Below are 20,472 nucleotides of genomic sequence, written 5' to 3' on the forward strand. Positions count from 1 at the left end.
ACGGTGAACTGTCTCGGACGGTCCGTGCTGTACGTTACTATCTGAGGATGCGCTCGCGACTCGGGTCGAACAGCGGTTCGTCCCGGACGGTCGCGTCGTACGTCTCGCCCTCACAGAGTACTTGGACGGCGGTACCGGCCTCCGCGAGGTCGCTGGGCAGGTAGGTGTAGGCGACCGACTCGCCGATGGAGTAGCCGAAGTCCGCGGCCTGGACGTAGCCGACGGCCTCGCCACCGTGAAGCACCGGCCGGCCACTCAACAGGATGTCCGTCGAGTCGTCGAGCGTGATGGGTGTGATACGGTTCTCGATACCGTCCTCGCGGGCGGCTTCGAGTGCCTCTTTCCCGACGAAATCGGTGTCGGTGTCGACGGCGAACGGGAGACCCGCTTCGTACGGGTTCGAGTCCGTGTCGACGTCCGTTCCCCAGAGACGGTAGCCCTTCTCCAGCCGCATCGACTCCAGTGCGCCGCCACCCATCGGCCGGACGTCGAGGTCCCGACCCGCCTCCCAGAGCGTCTCCCAGAGACGCTGTCCGTACTCCGCGGGAGCCCACAGCTCGTAGCCCAGTTCGCCGACGTACGACACTCGCAGGGCGAGGACGGGGACTTCACCGACGAACAGCCGTTTCGAGCGGAAGTACGGCAGGCCGCTCCTCGAGACGTCGGCGTCGGTACAGCGCTGGAGCAGGAGCCGCGACTTCGGTCCCCACAGGCCGACGGTCGTCCGTGCCCCCTCCTCGACGTGGACCGCGACGGTGTCGGGGGCGTGTTCTCGCAACCACTCGCCGTGGATGCCCGGAGAGTTCCCGCCGCCGGTCGTCACGACGTACTCGTCATCGTCGATGCGGACGACGGTGACGTCCGCGAGGATGCCTCCGCCCTCGTTCAACAGCAGCGAGTAGCGGACCTGCCCGACGTCGATGTCGACGTCGTTGCTGCACATCCGCTGGAGGAACGCACCGCTCCCTTCGCCCTCGACGACGATGGAGGAGAACGACGTCATGTCGAACATCGACACCGCATCGCGGGTGTGGAGGTGTTCGGCCCCCTCGATGGGCGAGCGGTTGATGGCCTGCCACCCCTCCTGGTCCGGAATCTCGTCGGCGTAGCGCTCGACGAGGTCGGCGTTCGACTCGTACCACTGCGCACTCTCCCAGCCCCCGCTCTGGACGAAGTTCGCCCCCAGCGCCTCCTGCTGGCTGTAGAAGGGACTCCGACGCAGCCCGCGGTGGTCCTCCGGTTGCCAGCGCGGTTCGACGATGGAGTACACCTGCCGGTACTGGGTCGCGCCACGGTCGACGAAGTAGCCGGGCTCGCCGGCGTGTGGTTCGAACCGACGGACGTGGACGCCGCCGGTGTCGACCGGTCCGGAGGGGAGACGCGGGACGCCGTTCTCCATCCACTCGGCGACGATGCGGCCGTACCCTCCGGAGTGGGTCCACCAGATGGCGAGCGCGCTCCACAGGCCGTCGGTGGTGGTCGGCCCGACTGCGGGCATCCCGTCGGGCGTGAACACGAAGATGCCGTTCTCGGTGACGGCGTACTCCGCGTCGACGCTGTCGGGCAGGAGTTCGTCGAACGCCTGCTTCGCGGACGTGTCCCGGTCGGGGTGGGTCGGACGCTCCCAGTGCTCGCGGGTGAACCCCCGCACCGACGCCTGACGGTCCTCGGTGTTCTTGCCCATCGACGTCGGGTCGACCGAGAGCGTCTCGTGGTTGTACGACCCCATCCCGAGGGCATCGCCGTGGTTCCGGAAGTACAGCGAGTGGTCCTGGTCGCGACCGACCGGCAGGGTCGGCCCCTCGCTCATGTACTCCTGGATGTTACGGTCGCCGGGCACCTCCAGGTCGGACGTGTGGCTCCCGACCGAACTGCCGGCCTCCGAAAGCGCTTCCAGCGGCTCGGTGACGACGTACTGGTGTTCGACCGGCGCGATGGGCAGGTCGAGGCCCGCGAGCCGGCCCGTCTGGTAGCCCCAGTTGTTCGTCGCCATCACACACCGTTCGCAGTCGATGCGGCCGCGGTCGGTCTCGACGCTACGGACCTGCCCACCCGAGACGTCGATGTCGAGCACCTCCGTCTTGCCGACGAACGTCGCGTTCGTGTGCTCCGTGTACCACTGGAGCGCGCCGATACCGTCGACGCGGCCGTCGGTGGGGGAGTAGTACCCGCCCTGAATCCGGTCGGGGTCGACCAGCGGGAGTCGGTCGGCGACCTCCTCCGGGTCGAGGAGCTGTGGGTCCGGCAGTCCGTAGGCGCGCGCGTTCTCGACTCGTCGCTGGAGGAAGTCCATCCGCTCGTCGCTACGTGCGACCTCGATGCCCCCGACCTCGTCGTAGACGCCCGCCTCCGAGAGGAGCCGACTCGTGTAGTACGCCGTCTTGGTCATTATCTTCGACGGCGAGGTCTGGAACATGATGCCCGGCGCGTGGACCGACGACCCGCCGGTCACCGGGAGCGGTCCCTGGTCGACGACGACGATGTCCTCCGCACCCAGCTCCGAGAGGTGGTACGCGACGCTACAACCGACGGCTCCGCCACCGACGACGACGGTCTCTGCACTCGACGGAAGGTCCTTGGCACTCATGTCACTCGCTAGCGCGTTGCACCTGTCAGACCATTAAATACTCCGGTGGCGGAGCGTCGACGGGTGTCGAACCACAGTCTGACAGCGGTCGGATACGACGCGGAATCACAGCCCGCAACGACCGCCGGGGGACCGTCCACGTCGTGGCGGACCGGTCGGTCGACCGACCCCAGTCAGTCGACCAGCGGTTCCTCGCGGACGGTAGCGGCGTAGTGCTCGCCCTCGTAGCGGATCTCCAGTTCCGTGCCTGGTTCGGCGTACTCCGGGGGCAGGTAGGTGTAGACGACGCACGCGCCGACGGTGTAGCCGTACTCGGCGCTGTGGACGTAGCCGATGGGGTCGCCCTTGTGGAGCACCGGTCGGCCGGCCATGACGACGGCTTCGGGGTCGTCGAGCGTCAGGCAGGCGACTTTCGTCGAGATGTCGTCGCCCGCGGCGGCCGCCGCGACGGCCTCCTTGCCGATGAAGTCGGTGTCGAGGTCGACGGCCCACCCCAGTCCGGTCTCGTAGGGGTTCTGTTCGGTGTCGAGGTCGACCCCCCACAGTCGGAACCCCTTCTCGATGCGTAGCGCGTTCAGCGCACCGTTGCCGTACGGCCGGAGGCCGTGGTCCTCGCCCGCTTCCAGCAGGTGTCGCCAGAGCGTCTCGCCGTACTCCGAGGGGGTGTACAGCTCCCACCCGAGTTCACCGGCGTAGGAGACCCGGAGTGCGGTGACGGGTACGTTCCGGACGTAGAACTCCTGGCTGGTGAAGAACGGGAACGCCTCGTCGGAGAGGTCGACGTCGGTGACCTCCGAGAGGACGTCGCGAGCGTTCGGCCCCGTACAGACCATCGCGGCCATGCTGGAGGTGACGTCGTTGACGACGACACCCTCCGGCGCGTGGTCGCGGACCCACGCGACGTGGTTGTTCCCGACCTCCCGACCCGTCGTCAACAGGAGGTAGCGATTCTCGTCGGTGCGCGTGACGGTGATGTCAGCACGGACGCCGCCGGCCTCGTTGCACATCAGCGTGTAGCGCACCCGACCGACGTCGATGTCCATGTCGTTCGTACAGAGACGCTGGACGAACGCGCCGGCGTCGGGGCCGACCACCTCCATCTTGTTGAACGAGGTCATGTCGTGGAGGCCGACGTTCTCACGGACGTTGAGCGCCTCCACGCCCTCGATGGGTGACCAGTAGACGGCCTCCCAGCCCTCGCGCTCGGGGATGCGGTCGCGATACCGCTCGACGAGGTCGGCGTTGGAGTCGAACCACTGTGGCACCTCCCAGCCGGCTTCCGCCCACAGTTCGGCGTCCAGTTCGACGTGGCTGTGGTACATCGGCGTCCGCCGGATGTCGCGCTGTTTGCCCTCCCAGACCCACTTGGGGTGCATGACGTTGTAGACGATGCGGTACTCCTCGCCACCGATGTCGCGGGTGAACTCCCAGCTCCCCTCGTGTTCGTCGAACCGGTTGACGTCGGCGTGGGCGAGGTCGATGGGACCGTCGGGGAGGCGCGGCGTCCCGTTGACCATCCACTCTGCGAGCGCCTTCCCGGCCCCGCCGGCGTGGGTGATCCAGATGGCCGCCGCGGTCCAGAGGCCGTCGAACCCTTCGACGGGACCCATGACGGGAAGGCCGTTGGGCGACTCCGCGAACATCCCGTTGTACTTGTACTCCAGGTCCTTGCCCGCCGTGGCGGGGATGAGTTCGTCGCTGGCCTGTCGAGGTGACTTGTCCGGACGGTCGGGGTGGGTGGCTTCGTCCATGAACCGCTCGGTGAAGTCGTGGACCGACGCCTGGTTGCCCTCGGGGTCGTTCCCCCCGAGGTCCTCCGGGTTCGGCACGACCGGGTCGTGGTTGTACGACCCGATGCCGTAGGAGTCACCGTGCGTGCGATAGTACATCGCGTTGTCCTGGTCGCGGAGGATGGGCCGGTCGGGAGCAGCGAGCAGCCGCTCGGCCTTCTCGCCGGAGACGTTCTCGTAGTTCTCGTAGAGGGGGTGGCCGGTGACGTCGACGGCGTTGTCCGCGAGTTCGGCGAGCGGTTCGGTCATCGTGTACTGGTGTTCGACCGGCGCGACCGGGAGGTGGACGCCGAGTTTCTCGCCGAGTTGGCGCGCCCAGATGTTCGTCGCGACGACCACCTCCTCGCACTCGATGCGGCCGTTCTCGGTGACGACGGCCCGAACGGAGCCGTCGGCGACCTCGACGTCCTCCGTCCGAGTGTGGGGGACGAACGCCGCACCGCGGTCCATCGCCGCGCGCGCGAGCGCGTCACACGCCACGACGCCCGAGGCCTGGCCGTCGGTGGGGGAGTAGTACCCGCCCAGAATCCGGTCGGCGTCGACCAGCGGGAGGTGGTCCGTGACTTCCTCGGGCGAGAGCACCTGCGGGTCGTCGATGCCCCACGCCAGCGCGTTCTCGACGCGCCGTTCGAGGAACGCCATCCGTTCGTCGGTGCGGGCGACCTCGATACCCCCGACCTCGCGGTACGCCTGCTGGCCGTCGGCACCTTCGAGGTCGGAGTAGAGCTGACGGCTGTAGTCGGCGAACTTGGTGAGGATCTTGTCTTCGGCGGTCTGGAACATGATGCCCGGCGCGTGGGTCGAAGAGCCGCCAGTCGTGGGCATCGGCCCCTGGTCGACGACGACGACGTCCTCACGGCCCATCTCCGTCAACTGGTAGGCGACGTTACAGCCGACGATACCGGCTCCGACGACGACGGTCGACGCCTCCGTCGGCAGGCTGTCGGTCGATTGCATGAATCTCGCTGAGACGTGCCGCTCGTGCGACAATATACTTACCGCCGGCACCGACCGCCCTCCTCGACGCCTCCGCCAGCCGACGCGTCGAGTTGTGCCCGTGCGAGACCGAGTCCGGGAACCGCACGTCGGTGACCTCTTTCCTCGACCGGTCCGACGACCGACGGACTGGACCCGTGCGGCCGCCTCTTGAAGGGGTTCGGTAGTCACCACGTAGCCTTATCAACCACAACGTGTCACATGCCAACATAGCTATGGGGCTCCGAACCTCGTTCGATATCCTCGCCCGTGTCGTCGAGGAGTTCGAGTCGCGTGGACAGTCCGTCCGCGACCTCGAAGTGAGAACCGTCGACGCGGGGACGGGACGGCTCGAGGCGACGCTCCAGCTTCCGGTGTCGTTCTGTCCGGCACCCGATGCGAGTCGCGGGGTCACGCTGGAACCGAGAGCGGCGACACCGACCGAGACGGCCGGCGTCAGCATCGAGTTCTCGACGCCCGTGCTCGACGAACTCGACGACGAGTTGGCGGACGCGGTGTCTGCCTCCGTCGAGGAGACGGTCGTCACGGGAGCCGACGTCGTGTTGACTGTCGCGCTCCGTGTCGACCCCGCGGACGTGGGGACACCCGAACAGCCAGGAGGCGTGTCCGCCGACCGTGTCGCCGACGCCGTCGAACCGGCGGCACCCGAACAGACGCCGAGCGTCGAGACGGCGGTCGAAGGGGAGTCTGACGAGACGGAACCGAACGCGGAGACGGGCGACGGCGACACGACCGTCAGCGCGGGACCGCCGACCCACGACGATCCGCTCGTCGAACGCCTCGAGGCGGTTCGAGACGAGTCACGACCGCCGTACGAGGACACGCCGTTCCTCCAGGAGCTGTACACGTCGTGTGACACGTTCGCCGAGATGAACCGCTATCTCGGGATGGACGTCTCGACGGAGACGGTACGTCGGTACATGATCGACGCGGGCGTTCACACCGCCGCCTCGTACGCGACGAGAGACGGTGACGGCCCCGAGAACACCCGTCGGCCTGCCGAGGACGCCGCCACGAACGGGACGGACCTCGACGCTGCGTCGGCCCGACTCCACCCGCACGACGTCGAGGCCGTCGCGAGACGGCTCCCGGAGGGGGTCACCGTCGACGACCTCGTCGACGCCGTCCTCGCGTCGGCGACCGTGTACCAAGTCCAGCGACGACTCGACCTCGACCGACGGACGACGAAGCGGTTGCTCGACGACCTCGACCTCCTGGAGTTCGTGCTCCACCGAATCGGGGGCGAGCACCGGCGGGAGTACTCCACGGAGGACCTGCTCGAACGTATCGAGCGGTCGTCGGCCCCCGCGAACGACGACCCCTCCGTCGTTTAAACGGGTTCCCTGTCGGACCCACAGAGCGAAGTGCCAGAGTGGCATCTAGTCACACACCATGTCCCTGGAGTCGTCGGTCGCCGACACAGCGGGCGTCGGGGAGCTCCTGACGAACGCTCGGTTCGAGTTGATGCCGTTCGAGAGCTTCGACGAGGAGATAACGTACCTGCCCGAGGACGCGACCATCGCCATCACGACGTCGCCACAGTTGGGTATCGAACGGACCGTCGAGCGGTCAGAACAGGCCGCCGCGGCCGGGTTCGACGTCTCGCCGCACATAGCGGCCCGCTACGTCACCGACCGTGACCACCTCGACGACATCGCCGGGCGGTTGGTCGACGCCGGCATCACCGACGTGTTCGTCCCCGGCGGTGACCGCGAGGAACCCGCCGGCGAGTTCGAGTCGGCGTACGACCTGCTCGCGGCGCTCGACGACCTGGGCTACGACTTCGCGGAGGTCGGCATCACCGGCTACCCCGAGGGCCACGCGTTCATCGACGAGCAGACGCTCGCCGACTCGATGCAACAGAAGCTCCCCTTCGCGACGTACGTCGTCACACAGCTCTGTTACGACCCCGAGGCAATCGTCGACTGGGTCGAGACGCTCCGAGAGCGCGGCGTCGACCTGCCGGTCGAGGTCGGGATTCCCGGCGTGATGAAGTACCAGCGCCTGCTGAAGATCTCTCAGAAGGTCGGTGTCGGCGACTCCGTGAAGTTCCTGCAGAAGACGACCGGCATCGTCGGGTTCGTCAAACAGCTCGTCGGTTCGCGAGGCACCTACACGCCCGACGACCTCGTCGACGGACTCGCACCGTACGCGACCGACGACGCCTACGGCATCAGCGGCCTCCACATCTACACGTTCAACGAGACCGCCGACACAGAGGAGTGGCGACGCGGACGGCTCTCCTGACCGACTTCGGCACCCGACCGACCTCGACGCCCGTTCTCGCCCCGTAGCAGCCGACAGTCGCGACCGTCCGACGGTTTATCTGTCCGGATTCCAACACGCACGTAGTGTCCCCCGACACCGACTCCCCTCCCGACTCGTTCTACAGCCTGCTCGTGGTGGGCAGTAGTCTCCTGGGTGCGTTCACCCTCGCGGAGACGACGGGCGACGTGTTCGCGATGTACCTCAGCGCTGAGGCGTTCGGTCTCGCCGTCGCGGTCGCCTACGGCGTCCTCGCGTGGGCGTTCCTCGAACGCGTCGACCCGAACCGGCGGGACTTCCTCACGACCGCCATCGGACTCCCGGTCGTGTTCTTCTTCGTCGTCCCGCTGCTCACGCTGGTCGGCCACGGAGAGACGGCACTCTACCTCTTCGGCGACCGCACCTCCGTCAGTTCCGATACCATCGGCGGGCTGTTCTTCTTCGTCGTCGCGTTCGGTGTCGCGGGCGTCGCCGCGACGCGCGTCTCGGAGGCGGTCCACCGTTACGTCGACGGGCGTTCTCACCGCCCGAGTGCGCGGACGCTGGCCACCGCGTCGGTCACGCTGCTCGGCGTCGCTGCGCTCGGGCTGGTCGTCGCGAACCACGCCGCCGCCGGTTCCGTCGCGGTGGCGGACCTCGGGATGGAGCGCGGTTCCGCCGACGCTGGCCGACCAGCACCGTCCCTCGACGTCACGCTCGAAGGCGGTCCAGCGACCGTCAGGGTGCACGTCACCGACCCCGACGGCAACCGGTTCACCGAACGACTCTCCCGCGGCGCGCTCGCCGACGGGACGGAGACACTCTCGTTCGGCCTCCACACGAGTCGTCAGGACCGCCTCACGCTCACACCCGGAGAGTACCGGGTCACCGTCACCACCGCGAGCGGTGCGACCGTGAGCGACCGAACCTACAGTCTCGACCCGGTGTCGCTCGACTCGGGAGGGTTCGTCGCCGAGGCGGAGGCAGACCGGGGTGAGTACGGATGGTCGGTGAACGAGTCGCGGTCGGCCGTCGGGACCGACGGGACCGTCGTCGTCGTGGTCGAGAACCCCGCCGGCGATCGGGGCGACACGAACGTCGGACTGCTGGGAGCCGACGGGACCGTGCTCGACGAGTACGGCCTCCGAATCTCGCCGTACGACCGCTTCGGGGTCGTCCTCTCACTCTCGGACGACGAACTCGCAACCGTCGACGAACGCGCCGACGGGCGAGCGGTGGTCCGAGTGAGTCGCGACGGCGAGACGGTCCTCGAAGTCCCGATAGCGGTTCCCGAGCCCGGCTCGACCAACGAGAGCAGTCCGTGAACGCCACTCGGCACGGTACCCTCAACTGTCGGTACGGTCGTCGACACTGCTGACACGACGTAGACCGTCGCCGAATCGTCGTTCGAACACCAGATTGCAGGGCCGAACTCTCGCGACGCCACTACGACACCACGACACGGCTTCTCGCCTCGTCGCCTCACCTGTCTGCCGGCGGGACGTTCTGGTTCGACCGGAACAGGTTCTCGGGGTCCCACCGTGCTTTCACCCTGGCGAGGCGCTCGTAGTTGTCGCCGTAGGCGGCACGAACACGGGCACTGGGTTCGTCGTCGGTGAGGAAGTTCATCGCCGCGCCGTCGGTCGTGTACGGTGTGAGCGCCTCGTGGAACGCTCGGACCCAGGAGACGTGTTCGTCGTCACGGTCCGGCGAGTCCCACCGCGCTTCGACGAGGAGGTGGTGACAGTCCTCGCGGTGCGGGTAGGCCGTCGGGTCCGACGGCGGGTCGGTCTCGGCCCCGCTTCGCGGCGAGACGAAGACGGTCGCCCCCGGCGAGGGAGCCTTCCCGACGAACTGTTCGACGACGGCCAGCGCGTCGTCCGAGAGCGTCGAGAGGTACTGTGTCCGGAGGGTCGTCCGCATCGGCCCGCCGCTGTCGCCGGCCCGCTGGAACGCGGTGTAGGGACGTTCCCGGAGACTGTCGACGAGCGGCGTGTCGAACTCGCGGAGCGGCGCGAGCACCTCGCGACCCTCGTCGGCGGGGCCGGCGTAACAGCAGATGAGGATACTCACACGCGAGTCGCGGACCGACTCGGGGAAGTACGAACTGTCCGGGAGCGTCATCGACCCGAACAGGACCCTGACCTCGCGTGGTGCGTCCGCCACGAACGACTCGTAGCGCTTCGCGACCGACCGGAGGTCGTCCGTCGGGTAGACGAGCGACCCCGCGAACACCCGGTCGACCGGGTGCAGTCGGAACTCGAAGGCGGTGACGATGCCGACGTTCCCACCACCGCCACGGAGCGCCCAGAACAGGTCGGGGTTGTCGCCCTCGCTCGCGCGGACGAGTTGTCCGTCAGCCGTGACCACGTCGGCACCCAGCAGGTTGTCGCTCGTGAGGCCGTACTTCCGGCTGAGCCAACCGACGCCGCCCCCGAGCGTCAACCCTGCGACACCGATGTTCGGGTCCTGTCCGCCCGGCACCGCTCGGCCGAACGCCGCGGTCTCGTGGTCGACCTGCCCCCAGGTCGCCCCCGGCCCGACGCGGACCCGCTCCGCACCGGGCGCGACAGCGACGTCGTCCATCGGTCCGAGGTCGAGGAGCAACCCTTCGTCGGGGACCGCACACCCCGAGACGTGGTGGCCACCGCCTTTCACCCCGAGCGTCAGGTCGAACTCGCGGGCGGTCTCGACGCCGGCGACGACGTCCGCCGCGCCGACACAGCGGAGGACGAGGTCCGGTCGGCTGTCGACCATCGCGTTCCAGACACCCCGTGCGTCGTCGTAGCCCGGGTCGGACGGGTCGAGGACGTCGCCGCGAGCGCGTTCGCGAAGCACCGCGTCCGGTGGCTCGGTCATCCGTTCCCCCTCGGAGTCCGCCACCGAGCGACGGTGCTCTCGGAGGGGACTGGTCGACTCACTGGTGAGCGTTCGGTCATCGGTGGTGTCGAAAGAATCGTCGGTCGGTGAGCGGTCAGTCGTCGTTGGCGTCCTGGCGGGCGTGGAGCTTCGCCTGCTCGCGGGCGCTCGGGTTGACGGACTCCTTGAACGGCACCTCGGCGACGGTGGCGTACACCGGTTCGCCGGTCTCTTCGGCGTACTCGTCGGGGAGGTGAACTTCGAACTCGATGTCGAGGTCCTCCTCGTAGATTTCGTCGTCGAGGGTGGCGTCGGTCTCGGCCTGGAGTTTCTCGGCCGGGACGAACCCGAGGCCGATGTTCGTCTCCAGGTCCGGGTTCCACCATGGCGAGGTCATGTAGCCACACTCCTCACCGGTTTCGGGGTCCGAGACGATCCAGAAGTCCGGTGCGTAGTCCCGGATGGGTTCGCCGGCCATCTTCAACCCGACGAGTTTCAGGCTGAACGGGTACTCGCCGTCCTCGATGAGCGCCTGCTGGCGTTCCAGCTCCTCCTTGCCGATGTAGTCGCCCTCCTTCCCGCTGGGGACCTGGTAGCCGAGGTTGACCTGGAACGGCGAGGTCTCGTGGTCCATGTCCTGGCCCCACGAGAGAATACCCGCCGCGATACGGCGGTGGTGGCCCGGTGCGATCTGCATCCCGCCGTGCTCTTTGACCGTCTCCAGAACGGGATCCCAGACGCGTTCTGCGTTCTCCATCGCGTCCTTGACGTATATCTCGAAGCCCTTCTCGCCGGAGAACCCGGTCTGACTGACCAGTACCTCCGCGCCGTTCACTTCGGCATCCATCAGCCCGTAGTACGGGATGTCGCTGACCTCCTCGCCGACGACCTCGCGCATCACGTCCTCGGAGAGCGGTCCCTGAATCTGCATCGGCGCGACGTCAATCTCGTCGATCTCGACGTCGAAGTCCATCCCGACGTTGACGCCCTGGAGCCACTGCATGAGCGTCGAATCGGAGATGGAGAACCAGAACTCGTCCTCGGCGACGCGGAGCAACACGGGGTCGTTGAGGATGCCGCCGTTCTCGTTACAGAGGATGACGTACTTCCCGTGCATCGGTTCGATCTTCGTCGCGTCGCGGGTGATGACGTAGTCGGTGAGCGCCTCGGCGTCGGGCCCCTTGACGCGAATCTGGCGCTCGACGGCGACGTCCCACAGCGTCACCTTCTCGGTCAGCGCCTCGTACTCGGCCATCGCGCCGCCGTCTTCCGGTTCGACGAGTCCGCGCGGGTGGTAGATGCGGTTGTACACCGTACAGCGCCAGGCCCCCTCCTCGTTGAACGACTTGTGGAAGAACGGCGATTTCCGCACGCGCGTCGAGACCAGCATCCGGATACCCGGGTCGCCACTCTGTCTGAGGTTCCGTGGCAACACGCGGTCGGACTGGTCGACCGACGGGTGATTCGGGTGCTCGTTGTTGTCTGACATACCTCGAAATGTCGCTTCCACTCACATATAAACGAGGTCGTTAAGAATAGATGGTATTTTTATGCCACCGAGTGGCACGCCGCGATGGCGTCTCGGTGGTTCATCCGACAGGTGTCTCGGAAGACGGCCCCCTTGTGTGACGGGGCCGTGATGGGACGGCCTCACTCGCGGCGGCGGTTCTCGGCGATGGTCGCGGCGATGAGGTTGCGGATGCCACGACGGAGTCGCCCGCTCACCGCCGTCGAGGAGAGGTCAAGTTCGTGGGCGATCTCGTCAAGGGAGGCTTCGCGCGGGGCCCGGAAGTAGCCACGGTCGAACGCGAGCAACAGCGTCGACCGCTGCTGGTCGGTGAGTCCGTAAGACGACTGCCCGCTCGCGTCCTCGTTGCCGTAGATCTCGATGATGTCGAAGGAGATGTCGTGTTGGTTGGCGTACGTCCAGATATCGTTGAGCGCCGCCCGGTCCGGGAGGAGCAGGCGGACGAACCAGCCGCCGTCGGTCGTCTCAGTGTGCATGAGGAAACCGTTGGCCTCCGTCACGACGGTGCTGATGAGCTTCGTCTCCGGGGCGTGTTCGATGTAGTAGATGCCCTGGTCGTCCGTCCAGTCGACGAGGCTGTAGGATTCGACCGTCGGGTCGTCGTCGAACGCTGCTTCCAGTTTCGCTCGGTCCGTGTACTCGACGAGGAACGGGAACATCGTCGACCCCGGACTCGTGTTCCCCTGCGGTATCACCCGAATCGCGACGTCGTCGAGACGCCGGAGTGTCGGGACGAGAGCGAGCCTGTCGTGGCGGATGTGTATCGTTGCGGTTATCGACATGGGGGTGCGCGACACCGTCTCTGTGTCCGTGCCTCCCGGGCCGTCGAACGGAGCGACGGTCGGCGACGGGAACCGGACGACGGCGACCTGCTCGACAGATTATCCGACACCGCAATCAGTGTTCACATCTCTCCGACGGCTGATACCACGGACCGACAGGACGCCACGTCCACCGATAGCCGGGCAGGATGCGACGCTCCATTCCCCGAAATCGCTGGTTTCACACTGTAGACAGGTGGTTTCCAACGCTCAGCCAGATGCCGGTACGGTTACCACCGAAAACTCAGGGAGGAGTTTATTTTGACATTGTAGGTATGATGGCCGTTGTCACGCACGAAACAGGCAGTAGTTATTGAATAGTTGTTCGAAACGTTCACTTAAACGCCTGTGGTTGTACGTACGAAGGGTTATGCCCGCCTGGTTCGTACCGAAGAGTGAGATGAAAGAGCAAACGGACATCGCGACTCGACGCGAACAGCAGTTCGACGACATCTACCTCCCCGCCGTCGCGCTCCCGCCGAAGTTCGACCGCATCGAACGTTTCGTGAGCCGACTCCTCAACCGCCACCGATTCGTGCGGATGCCGGTTCGAACCGAGGAGTAACGACCGACGACCGCCCCCCGACGCCGTTCTTCTGGACACCGGTCGACGAACCCAGAGTGTCGCTCGACCAGAGACTCGATACTCTCGACGGTCGACGCCGATCAATCGTCCTCGTGACCGTCGTTCAGCGTGAGCACTGGGACCGTCGAGAGCCGCACGACCCGTTCTGCGACGCTCCCCAGTAGGTACCGGTCGAGACCCGTCCGTCCGTGTGTCCCCATGACGATTGCGTCGACGTGTTGGTCGTCCGCGCAGTCGAGAATACCCCGATACGGCGTCCCCTCTAGCACCAATCCATCGACGGACGATACACCGGCACTTTCGGCTCGGTCGACCGCCTGGTCGATGATTCGGTGGCCGGTTTGTGCCAGTGCGTCCAGAACCATTCCGACGTCGACGTCACCCCAGACGACGCCGATATCGACGACGTGGACGACCGAGAGTTCTGCCCCCGTCGTGAGCGACAGTTCGATGGCGTGGTCGAGTGCCATCTCGGCGTCTTCACTCCCGTCTAACGGAACCAGTACGGAACCGAACCAGTCGTCAATCGAGGTGTCCTCGTGGACGGTGAAGACGGGGACCGGCGAGGCGCGGAGGGTCTGTTCTGTGACACTTCCGAGGATGAACCGGCGGAGTCCGGTCCGGCCGGCGGTCCCCATGACGATACAGCCGATGTCGTGGTCGGTCGCGTACGACACGATGTGGTCGTGGACGTCTCCCGTCTGTTCGACCACTGCCGTGGTCGTCACGAGGTCCGCCGCGGTCGCTCGTCTCTCGACGGCCGCGACCGCTGCGGGGCCAGGGTCGGTGTCTGCGTCGTCCGCGTTTTTCTCCTCACCCTCGGGGAAGTCCTCGGGGTCGTACACTGAGAGGGTGTGTAGCTCGGCGTCGAACTGGTCAGCCAGCGAAATCGCGGCCTCGGCAGCGACGGTCGCGACTGTGCTACCGTCTGTCGGGATGAGCACACTGTCGTACATCGTCGATCGACCGGCCGTCAGTTCAGCGAGTTGATAAACTTCGCCCCCCACTCCGGTGACACCGACATACCGTTGGCCCGTTCATACAGAGGATTTCAGCCTGCACACCGAGTCGCTCGGTTGATTTCCGTCCGACCGGAGTCGACGAGGGTTACTCAGTCGTCGGCGGGGACAGACTCCGACACGGACGCACCCTCGATGGCGGCCCCGCTCGCTGTCATGAAGAAGAACACGAGCGGCGAGAAGAACGCGAACAGGTAGTACGGCGCGTAGGCGGGTACCGGGAACCCGACGTACGCGACGCCGATACTCAGCCCGACCTGGACGGTCTCGACACCGAAGACGCTCATCATGTAGACACCGCCGGCGTGCCACGGGAGCAACGCACCGCTCGGCGTCCCGACGGCCTCGACCGCTCGCGACAGCGCCCGACTGTCGAGGCCGTACTCCTCGTAGAGGTCCTGGAGCGTCATCCCGGGGACGACGATGCTCATGTACTGCTGGGCGGACAGGGCGTTCGTGACGAACGCGGCGACGCCCGTGCCTGCGACGAGGCTCCCCCGGCCGCGAATCGCCGCGGTGAGTCGGCGAGCGAGTTCCGAGAGGACGCCCGTCGCCTGGAGCGTCCCGCCCAGCGAGAGCGCCAGGACGACGACGCCGACGGTCCACGCCGACCCGGAGAGGCCGTCGCTCGCGAGCAGGTCGTCGACCAGCGCGACCCCCGTCTCGGGGGCGGTGCCGTTCAGGAACACCTCCCACGCAGCCGAGAACCCGACACCCTGGACGAGGACCGTGGTTCCCACACCGGCGAAGATGCCGGCGACGAGCGTCGGGAGCGCGGGTCGACCCCGCAGCGCTAGCCCGAACGTGACGACCAGCGGGACGGCGACGAGCGGTGAGAGGACGTACGACCCCGCGATGGCGGTCTGTATCGAGGCGACGCGACCCGCCGGTATCGACCCGGTCGTCGACAGGCCGAGCCAGGCGTAGACGAGTAGTGAGAGACCGAACGCGAGGAGCGTGCCCCACCGCATCCCGCGAATGTGGTGGTAGAGGTCGGTGTCGGTGACCGCCGCCGCGAGGTTCGTCGTGTCCGACAGTGGCGACTGCTTGTCGCCCGCGTACGCGCCCGAGAGCACCGCGCCCGCTGTCATCGGGATGGGGATTCCCAACCCGGAGCCGATGCCGACGAACGCGACGCCGAGCGTCCCTGCCGTCGTCCACGACGAACCGATGGCGAAGGCGACGACGCCGGCGAGCACTGCTGCCACCGGAAGGAACACGGTCGGCGTCAACACGCCGAGGCCGTAGTACATCATCCCTGGAATGGTGCCGGCGGAGATCCACGTCGCGACGAGCGCGTAGATGAGAAACAGGATGAGCAACGCCTGAATGCCTGCCCGCAACGCGCCCTCGACGCCACCGAGGAGGTCGTCCCACTCGACGCCGACCCAGTAGCGCCCGACCAGTCCGGTCAGCACGATGCTCCAGAGCAACGGGGCGTGTGGCGCGAGACCGAGCGCCCCCGACCCGAGACCGAGGAACGCGACCATCCCGACGACCGGAACGAGCGTCTGGGCGGTCGTCAGCCGGTGGTCCGGGCCGTCGTCGAACTGCGCCGTGGTCATTGGTTCGACCATTCGTATTACCTTGAAGCATTTGAAACCGTCGAAGTATAACCAAAGCTATTTCCGAAGGAACACGAACCCGGTCCCTTACTCGGACCGGGGCCGTACCCGACGCTGACGGCGGTCACGTGCTCACGTCGGGCGGTCGAAGCGGGGTTGAAAGGAGGAGGACAGTTGGGCGAGGGTCACCGCCCCCAGCGGTCGGTCACTCCGTCGAGAGGAGCGAAGCGCTGTCGTCGACGGGGATGACCGAGTAGTCGATGTTGAGGGTGTCCTTGGTCGCGCGAATCTTCCCGACGAACGCGGAGATCTCCTCGAGGGACCCCTCCAGGACGAACAGTTCCATACACCGGTGGGAGCCGACGTGGCTGTGGAAGTTCGAAGCGACGATGCCCTCGTTCTCGTGGCGGAGTTGCATCATCCGCTCCTCGACGGCGGTGGTGTCGTAGTCGAACAGGACGGTGACGATACCCATCAGTTCGCGGTCGTCGAGACGCTTGTCCTCGAATTCGCCGAGGAGTTTGCGCGACGCTTCGCGGACGACTTCGCTTCGACCCGTGTAGCCGTGTTCCTCGGCGAATTCGTCGAGTCGTTCGAGGAGGGCATCGGGCATGGAGACGCTGACGACTGCCATATCACAATATTACCCCGATTCACTGTTAATCTTTGTGGGTGACGTCGGCCCGACCGCCGACCTTTAGACGTGCCACTGGTCTACGACGGCCCGTTCGAGCGTCGAGACGCGTCGACGTTGATGTTAACGGACACCGAGAACCATACGAACAGCGAGGGTGACGCGAGGGACCGAGCTCGAGCATCTGGGGGCATCGGTATTGTGCTAATTGCACAATCTTTTTGGGCGCACACGGCCGACTGGTACTCGATGGGACAGTCCAAAGAGACCGAGGGGGAGTCGTCGTCGCTCGCCGACCCCCACGTCGGCGAGGGACTCCTCGACGTGGAGATGGGACCGAGTTCGGCGCTCGCACACCTCTATCGTGGCGAGGTCCACCGGATGAAGCTCTGGCGCGAGCGTCTCGACAAGACGACTAACTGGGCCGTCATTGTCCTCGCGGCCCTATTGACGTTCGCGTTCACGAACCAGGAGAACCCTCACTACGTCCTGCTCATCGGCAACGCTGCCGTCGCGCTGTTCCTCGTCATCGAGGCGCGACGCTACCGCGCGTACGACATCTGGCGGTCACGCGTCCGGTACCTCCAGCAGAGCGTCTGGGCACCGGGGCTGGACCCGGAACGGGACGTCGACCCCGACTGGCGACACGAACTGGCCGAGGACTACGTCAATCCGACGATGAAGATAACGGCAGAGGAGGCCGTCGCACACCGCCTTCGGCGGGTGTACCTGCCCTTGTTCGCCATCCTCAACGGTGCGTGGGTGCTTCGGGTGACGTCGTTCTCGGCGGTCGGGTGGCCCGCGAGCGCCGACATCGGGATGCTTCCGGGGGCGACGGTGACGGCCGTCGTCGCGCTGGCGTTCCTCGGCTGCGTCGTGGTCGCGTTCCGTCCACGCATCTGGCACGCCACCGGGGAGTTGCGTGCCGAGAACCTCAGGAAAGAACGTTGTGAGGAGGAGTGACCCCACCGACCGGTTGTTCAGAAACTACGCAACCCTTTTTCGACACTAGGCCCTTCCTACGAGTAACGATGCCCGAATCGATGAGCGAGTACCTCCATCAGGACATGCAGTGTGAGGGGCTGTTGGAGTGTTTCCACGGTCTCAAGGAGCTGGACCGGTCGGTGTTCGGCGTGCTGGTGAGTGCGGACGAACCGCTGACGGTCGACGAGGTGGCCGAGCGCGTCGACCGCGAGCGGACGACCGCCTACCGGTCCATCCAGCGACTCCGGGACGCCGGGTTCGTCGACCGTGAACAGGTGAACTACGACTCCGGTGGCTACTACCACGTGTTCCAGCCGGTGGGTGCCGACGAGATCGCCGACGACATGCAACGACTGCTCAACGACTGGTACGCGAAGATGGGGCAACTCATCCACGAGTTCCGTGACAAGTACGACGAGCCCGACCGGACGCAGACACCACCGACCACGGAGTGAGCGACGGCACGCAAACAGTTCACATACACCGCGCCACCGTCCAGCTACGAGTGCGAATCCGACGGAGACTTCGCTCTCGGTCGTTTCGGGCGATCTGAGGCTTCAGAAACAGTCCGAGACGAGGTACCGTCTCGCCGACGGGTCGTACTCCAACGAGATAACGTTAACAGTCGGTGGGACAACCGAAACGCATGAAAGGGGAGACGACGGCATCATCTAGTATGAACGGAGACGAGAAAGACCAGTTCGATGTCGTCATCGCTGGTGCGGGGCCGGCGGGGGCCCAGTGCGCCCGTGACCTCGCGATGCGCGGGTACGACGTCGTCGTTCTCGAGACCGAAGCCGAAGCGGAGTTCCCACGCCAGAGCAACAAGTCGACGGCCGGAACATTCCCGTCGATGATGGCCGGGTTCGGCGTACCCGACCGCCTCGTCGAGAAGTTCACCGACAGCGTCGTCGTCGAGTCGCCGACCAGCCACTACAAACAGGCCCAACCCGGAGCCGTCCTCGACTTCGTCGCGTTCAAACAGTGGCTCGTCGAGGAAGCGCGCGAACACGGTGCCGAGGTGCGCTTCGAGTCGCGCGTCTCCGCGCCCATCGTCGAGGACGACCGCGTCGTCGGCGTGAACTACGCCGGGAGCGAGGAGGTATACGGTGACATTATCATCGACGCGACCGGGCCGAGTGCGCCGCTCGCGAAGAAACTCGACGTCTGTAACCTCCACCGCGAGAACCAGGCCATCGGCATCGACTACAAGATCGAGGGCATCGACCTCGACCACGAGGACTACGCCGACCTCCACGGCGCGATGATGCTGCGCCTCGACCACGACATCGCCCCTGGCGGCTACTCGTGGATCTTCCACACGGGCGGCGACACGGCGAAGGTCGGCGTCTGTTACATCCAGAACGAGCGCCACGACGAACTCGCGCGCGACGGTATGCGCATCGACGACTACCTCGACTACTGGATGGACACCGACCCCCGGTTCGCGAACGCCGAACCGAAGGAGGGTGCGAACATCCTCCGTGGCTCGGCACACATCCAGATGCCCGGTCGCCTGAGCGCGGACAGCTTCATGGCCATCGGCGACACCGTCCCCACCATCGACCCGCTGTGGGGCGAGGGCATCCACCAGGGGATGGAGTCGGGCCGGGCGGCGGCCATCACCGCCGACCACTGCCTGACGCTCGACACACCCGATACCTCCGCCGACCGAATCTCGGTGTACGACGAACTCTGGCACGAGCGCGTCGCACCGAACATGCAGAAACGCCTCCTGATGACCGAACTGCTGTATCTCGTCCCTAACGAGCGCTACGACCGGTTCGTCCGCGACATGAACCGTCTCAGCAATGACGTGTTGTCCAGCGCGAACGGGGGCAGTCTGCGCTCCATCCTCAAACTGCTCGAACTCGAGGATCTGCGATACCTGACGAAACTCGCTCGCAACCGCATCACTGACCCGTACAACCGCTGGAACCCCCTCTCGTAACTCCCTGACTCAGACGCTCGGCAGCCTCCGCGCTCTGACCGCCCTCGGTCGACGACCGACTCAACCACTGACGGCATCGTTCACACGACGGACTCACTCGGGGTACAGTTCGACCTCCTCCGCGACCGACTTGACGAGCGCCCGGTCCTCGTCGCTCAGGTCGATGTCAGCGGCCGCGAGGTTCGCTTCGAGGTGTGCTCGCGAGGAGGCCTTCGGTATCGCCACGACGCCGTCGGTGCCGACCAGCCACGCGACAGCGACGGCCTCCGGTGTGGTTCCGTGGCGGTCGGCGACCGTCCGGAGTTCCTCGAGGTCGCGAACCCGACCCCCAGACAGCGGGGAGTACGCCACCAGCGGGTAGTCGTGCGTCTGTGCGTCGGCGAGCAGGTCGTCGCGGACGAACAGCGGGTGGCGTTCGACCTGGTGGGCAGCGAGTGGCGCGTCGAGGTGGTCGCGGGCGGTGCGGAGTTGGTCGACGGTGAAGTTCGAGACCCCGAGGTGCGAGACGAGGCCGTCATCGACCAGGTCGTCGAGCGCGGGCAGCGTCTCGCTCGGTTCGTACGCGCCCCGCGGGCGGTGGACGTACAGCAGGTCGATGGAGTCGACGCCGAGCAGCTCGCAGCTTCGCTCCGTCGCGACCCGAACGTCGTCGGCCGCGAGGTCGTCGACCCAGAGCTTCGTCGCGACGGTCACCGCGTCGCGGGAGACGTGACTCGCGGCGAGACCCGCGCCGACGACGCCCTCGTTGTCGTAGATGCGGGCGGTGTCGAGGTGTCGGTAGCCGGCGTCCAGTGCGGTCTCGACGATTGCCGGGTCGTCGACGCCCATCGTCCCCAGTCCGACCGGTGGAAGGTTCACGCCGTCCCTGCTCGCCCGAGCGACTTAGCGCTCACGAGCGACAGCCGGTC

The 20,472-nt window shown here is 66.4% G+C and carries 16 protein-coding genes; 7 read left to right on the forward strand and 9 right to left on the reverse strand.

From position 1 onward, the window contains the following. Nucleotides 1–37 precede the first annotated feature (37 nt). The gene (locus M1L36_RS13565; RefSeq protein WP_250874291.1) at nt 38–2,587 is read right to left on the reverse strand and encodes a GcvT family protein; all 2,550 of its coding nucleotides are present in this window, start codon (nt 2,585–2,587) and stop codon (nt 38–40) included. Between the two features lie 173 nt (nt 2,588–2,760). Further along, complete coding sequence (locus M1L36_RS13570) at nt 2,761–5,334, reverse strand: GcvT family protein (protein WP_250874292.1); 2,574 nt, start codon at nt 5,332–5,334, stop codon at nt 2,761–2,763. A gap of 254 nt (nt 5,335–5,588) precedes the next feature. Here M1L36_RS13570 and M1L36_RS13575 point away from each other — a divergent pair, with 254 nt between their 5' ends. The 3 genes from M1L36_RS13575 to M1L36_RS13585 all read left to right on the forward strand — a co-directional run bounded on the left by M1L36_RS13575 (nt 5,589) and on the right by M1L36_RS13585 (nt 8,942). Continuing rightward, nucleotides 5,589–6,707 (forward strand): DUF8073 domain-containing protein, encoded by a 1,119-nt coding sequence (locus M1L36_RS13575; protein ID WP_250874293.1) that lies wholly within the window; start codon nt 5,589–5,591, stop codon nt 6,705–6,707. Nucleotides 6,708–6,765: 58 nt separating this feature from the next. Beyond that, nucleotides 6,766–7,620 (forward strand): methylenetetrahydrofolate reductase, encoded by an 855-nt coding sequence (locus M1L36_RS13580; protein WP_250874294.1) that lies wholly within the window; start codon nt 6,766–6,768, stop codon nt 7,618–7,620. A 104-nt stretch (nt 7,621–7,724) separates the two neighbouring features. Continuing rightward, nucleotides 7,725–8,942, forward strand: coding sequence for a hypothetical protein (locus tag M1L36_RS13585; protein WP_250874295.1), 1,218 nt, complete (start codon nt 7,725–7,727; stop codon nt 8,940–8,942). A 157-nt stretch (nt 8,943–9,099) separates the two neighbouring features. On the opposite strand, the gene M1L36_RS13590 is transcribed toward M1L36_RS13585, so the two are convergent. From M1L36_RS13590 to M1L36_RS13600, 3 genes are all read right to left on the reverse strand, one after another. After that, a complete protein-coding gene (locus M1L36_RS13590; protein ID WP_250874296.1) occupies nt 9,100–10,476 on the reverse strand; it encodes an FAD-binding oxidoreductase in 1,377 nt (458 codons plus the stop codon). A gap of 115 nt (nt 10,477–10,591) precedes the next feature. After that, complete coding sequence (locus tag M1L36_RS13595; RefSeq protein WP_250874297.1) at nt 10,592–11,965, reverse strand: aminomethyltransferase family protein; 1,374 nt, start codon at nt 11,963–11,965, stop codon at nt 10,592–10,594. Nucleotides 11,966–12,126: 161 nt separating this feature from the next. After that, nucleotides 12,127–12,786, reverse strand: coding sequence for a helix-turn-helix domain-containing protein (locus M1L36_RS13600; RefSeq protein WP_250874298.1), 660 nt, complete (start codon nt 12,784–12,786; stop codon nt 12,127–12,129). 439 nt (nt 12,787–13,225) lie between these two features. On the opposite strand from M1L36_RS13600, the gene M1L36_RS13605 reads away from it, so the two are divergent. Continuing rightward, nucleotides 13,226–13,390 carry a hypothetical protein gene (locus tag M1L36_RS13605; RefSeq protein WP_250874299.1) on the forward strand — a complete coding sequence of 55 codons (165 nt, stop codon included), beginning with the start codon at nt 13,226–13,228 and terminating at the stop codon, nt 13,388–13,390. 101 nt (nt 13,391–13,491) lie between these two features. Here the strand turns inward: M1L36_RS13605 and M1L36_RS13610 are convergent, their stop codons facing one another. The 3 genes from M1L36_RS13610 to M1L36_RS13620 all read right to left on the reverse strand — a co-directional run bounded on the left by M1L36_RS13610 (nt 13,492) and on the right by M1L36_RS13620 (nt 16,629). After that, the gene (locus M1L36_RS13610) at nt 13,492–14,367 is read right to left on the reverse strand and encodes a universal stress protein (protein WP_250874300.1); all 876 of its coding nucleotides are present in this window, start codon (nt 14,365–14,367) and stop codon (nt 13,492–13,494) included. Between the two features lie 155 nt (nt 14,368–14,522). Continuing rightward, nucleotides 14,523–16,007 (reverse strand): arginine/ornithine antiporter ArcD, encoded by a 1,485-nt coding sequence (gene arcD / locus M1L36_RS13615; RefSeq protein ID WP_379820097.1) that lies wholly within the window; start codon nt 16,005–16,007, stop codon nt 14,523–14,525. Nucleotides 16,008–16,200: 193 nt separating this feature from the next. Beyond that, nucleotides 16,201–16,629 carry a CopG family ribbon-helix-helix protein gene (locus M1L36_RS13620; RefSeq protein ID WP_250874302.1) on the reverse strand — a complete coding sequence of 143 codons (429 nt, stop codon included), beginning with the start codon at nt 16,627–16,629 and terminating at the stop codon, nt 16,201–16,203. Between the two features lie 249 nt (nt 16,630–16,878). On the opposite strand from M1L36_RS13620, the gene M1L36_RS13625 reads away from it, so the two are divergent. From M1L36_RS13625 to M1L36_RS13635, 3 genes are all read left to right on the forward strand, one after another. Further along, nucleotides 16,879–17,592 carry a DUF2270 domain-containing protein gene (locus M1L36_RS13625; protein ID WP_250874303.1) on the forward strand — a complete coding sequence of 238 codons (714 nt, stop codon included), beginning with the start codon at nt 16,879–16,881 and terminating at the stop codon, nt 17,590–17,592. Nucleotides 17,593–17,660: 68 nt separating this feature from the next. Next, nucleotides 17,661–18,068: a helix-turn-helix domain-containing protein gene (locus M1L36_RS13630; protein ID WP_250874304.1), complete on the forward strand. Its 408-nt coding sequence runs from the start codon at nt 17,661–17,663 to the stop codon at nt 18,066–18,068. A 221-nt stretch (nt 18,069–18,289) separates the two neighbouring features. Then, the gene (locus M1L36_RS13635; RefSeq protein WP_250874305.1) at nt 18,290–19,564 is read left to right on the forward strand and encodes a digeranylgeranylglycerophospholipid reductase; all 1,275 of its coding nucleotides are present in this window, start codon (nt 18,290–18,292) and stop codon (nt 19,562–19,564) included. Nucleotides 19,565–19,657: 93 nt separating this feature from the next. Here the strand turns inward: M1L36_RS13635 and M1L36_RS13640 are convergent, their stop codons facing one another. Then, the gene (locus M1L36_RS13640; protein WP_250874306.1) at nt 19,658–20,422 is read right to left on the reverse strand and encodes an aldo/keto reductase; all 765 of its coding nucleotides are present in this window, start codon (nt 20,420–20,422) and stop codon (nt 19,658–19,660) included. Between the last annotated feature and the right edge of the window lie 50 nt (nt 20,423–20,472).

It is taken from the genome of Halomarina rubra, from assembly GCF_023699475.1.
GTDB classification, from domain to species: domain Archaea; phylum Halobacteriota; class Halobacteria; order Halobacteriales; family Haloarculaceae; genus Halomarina; species Halomarina rubra.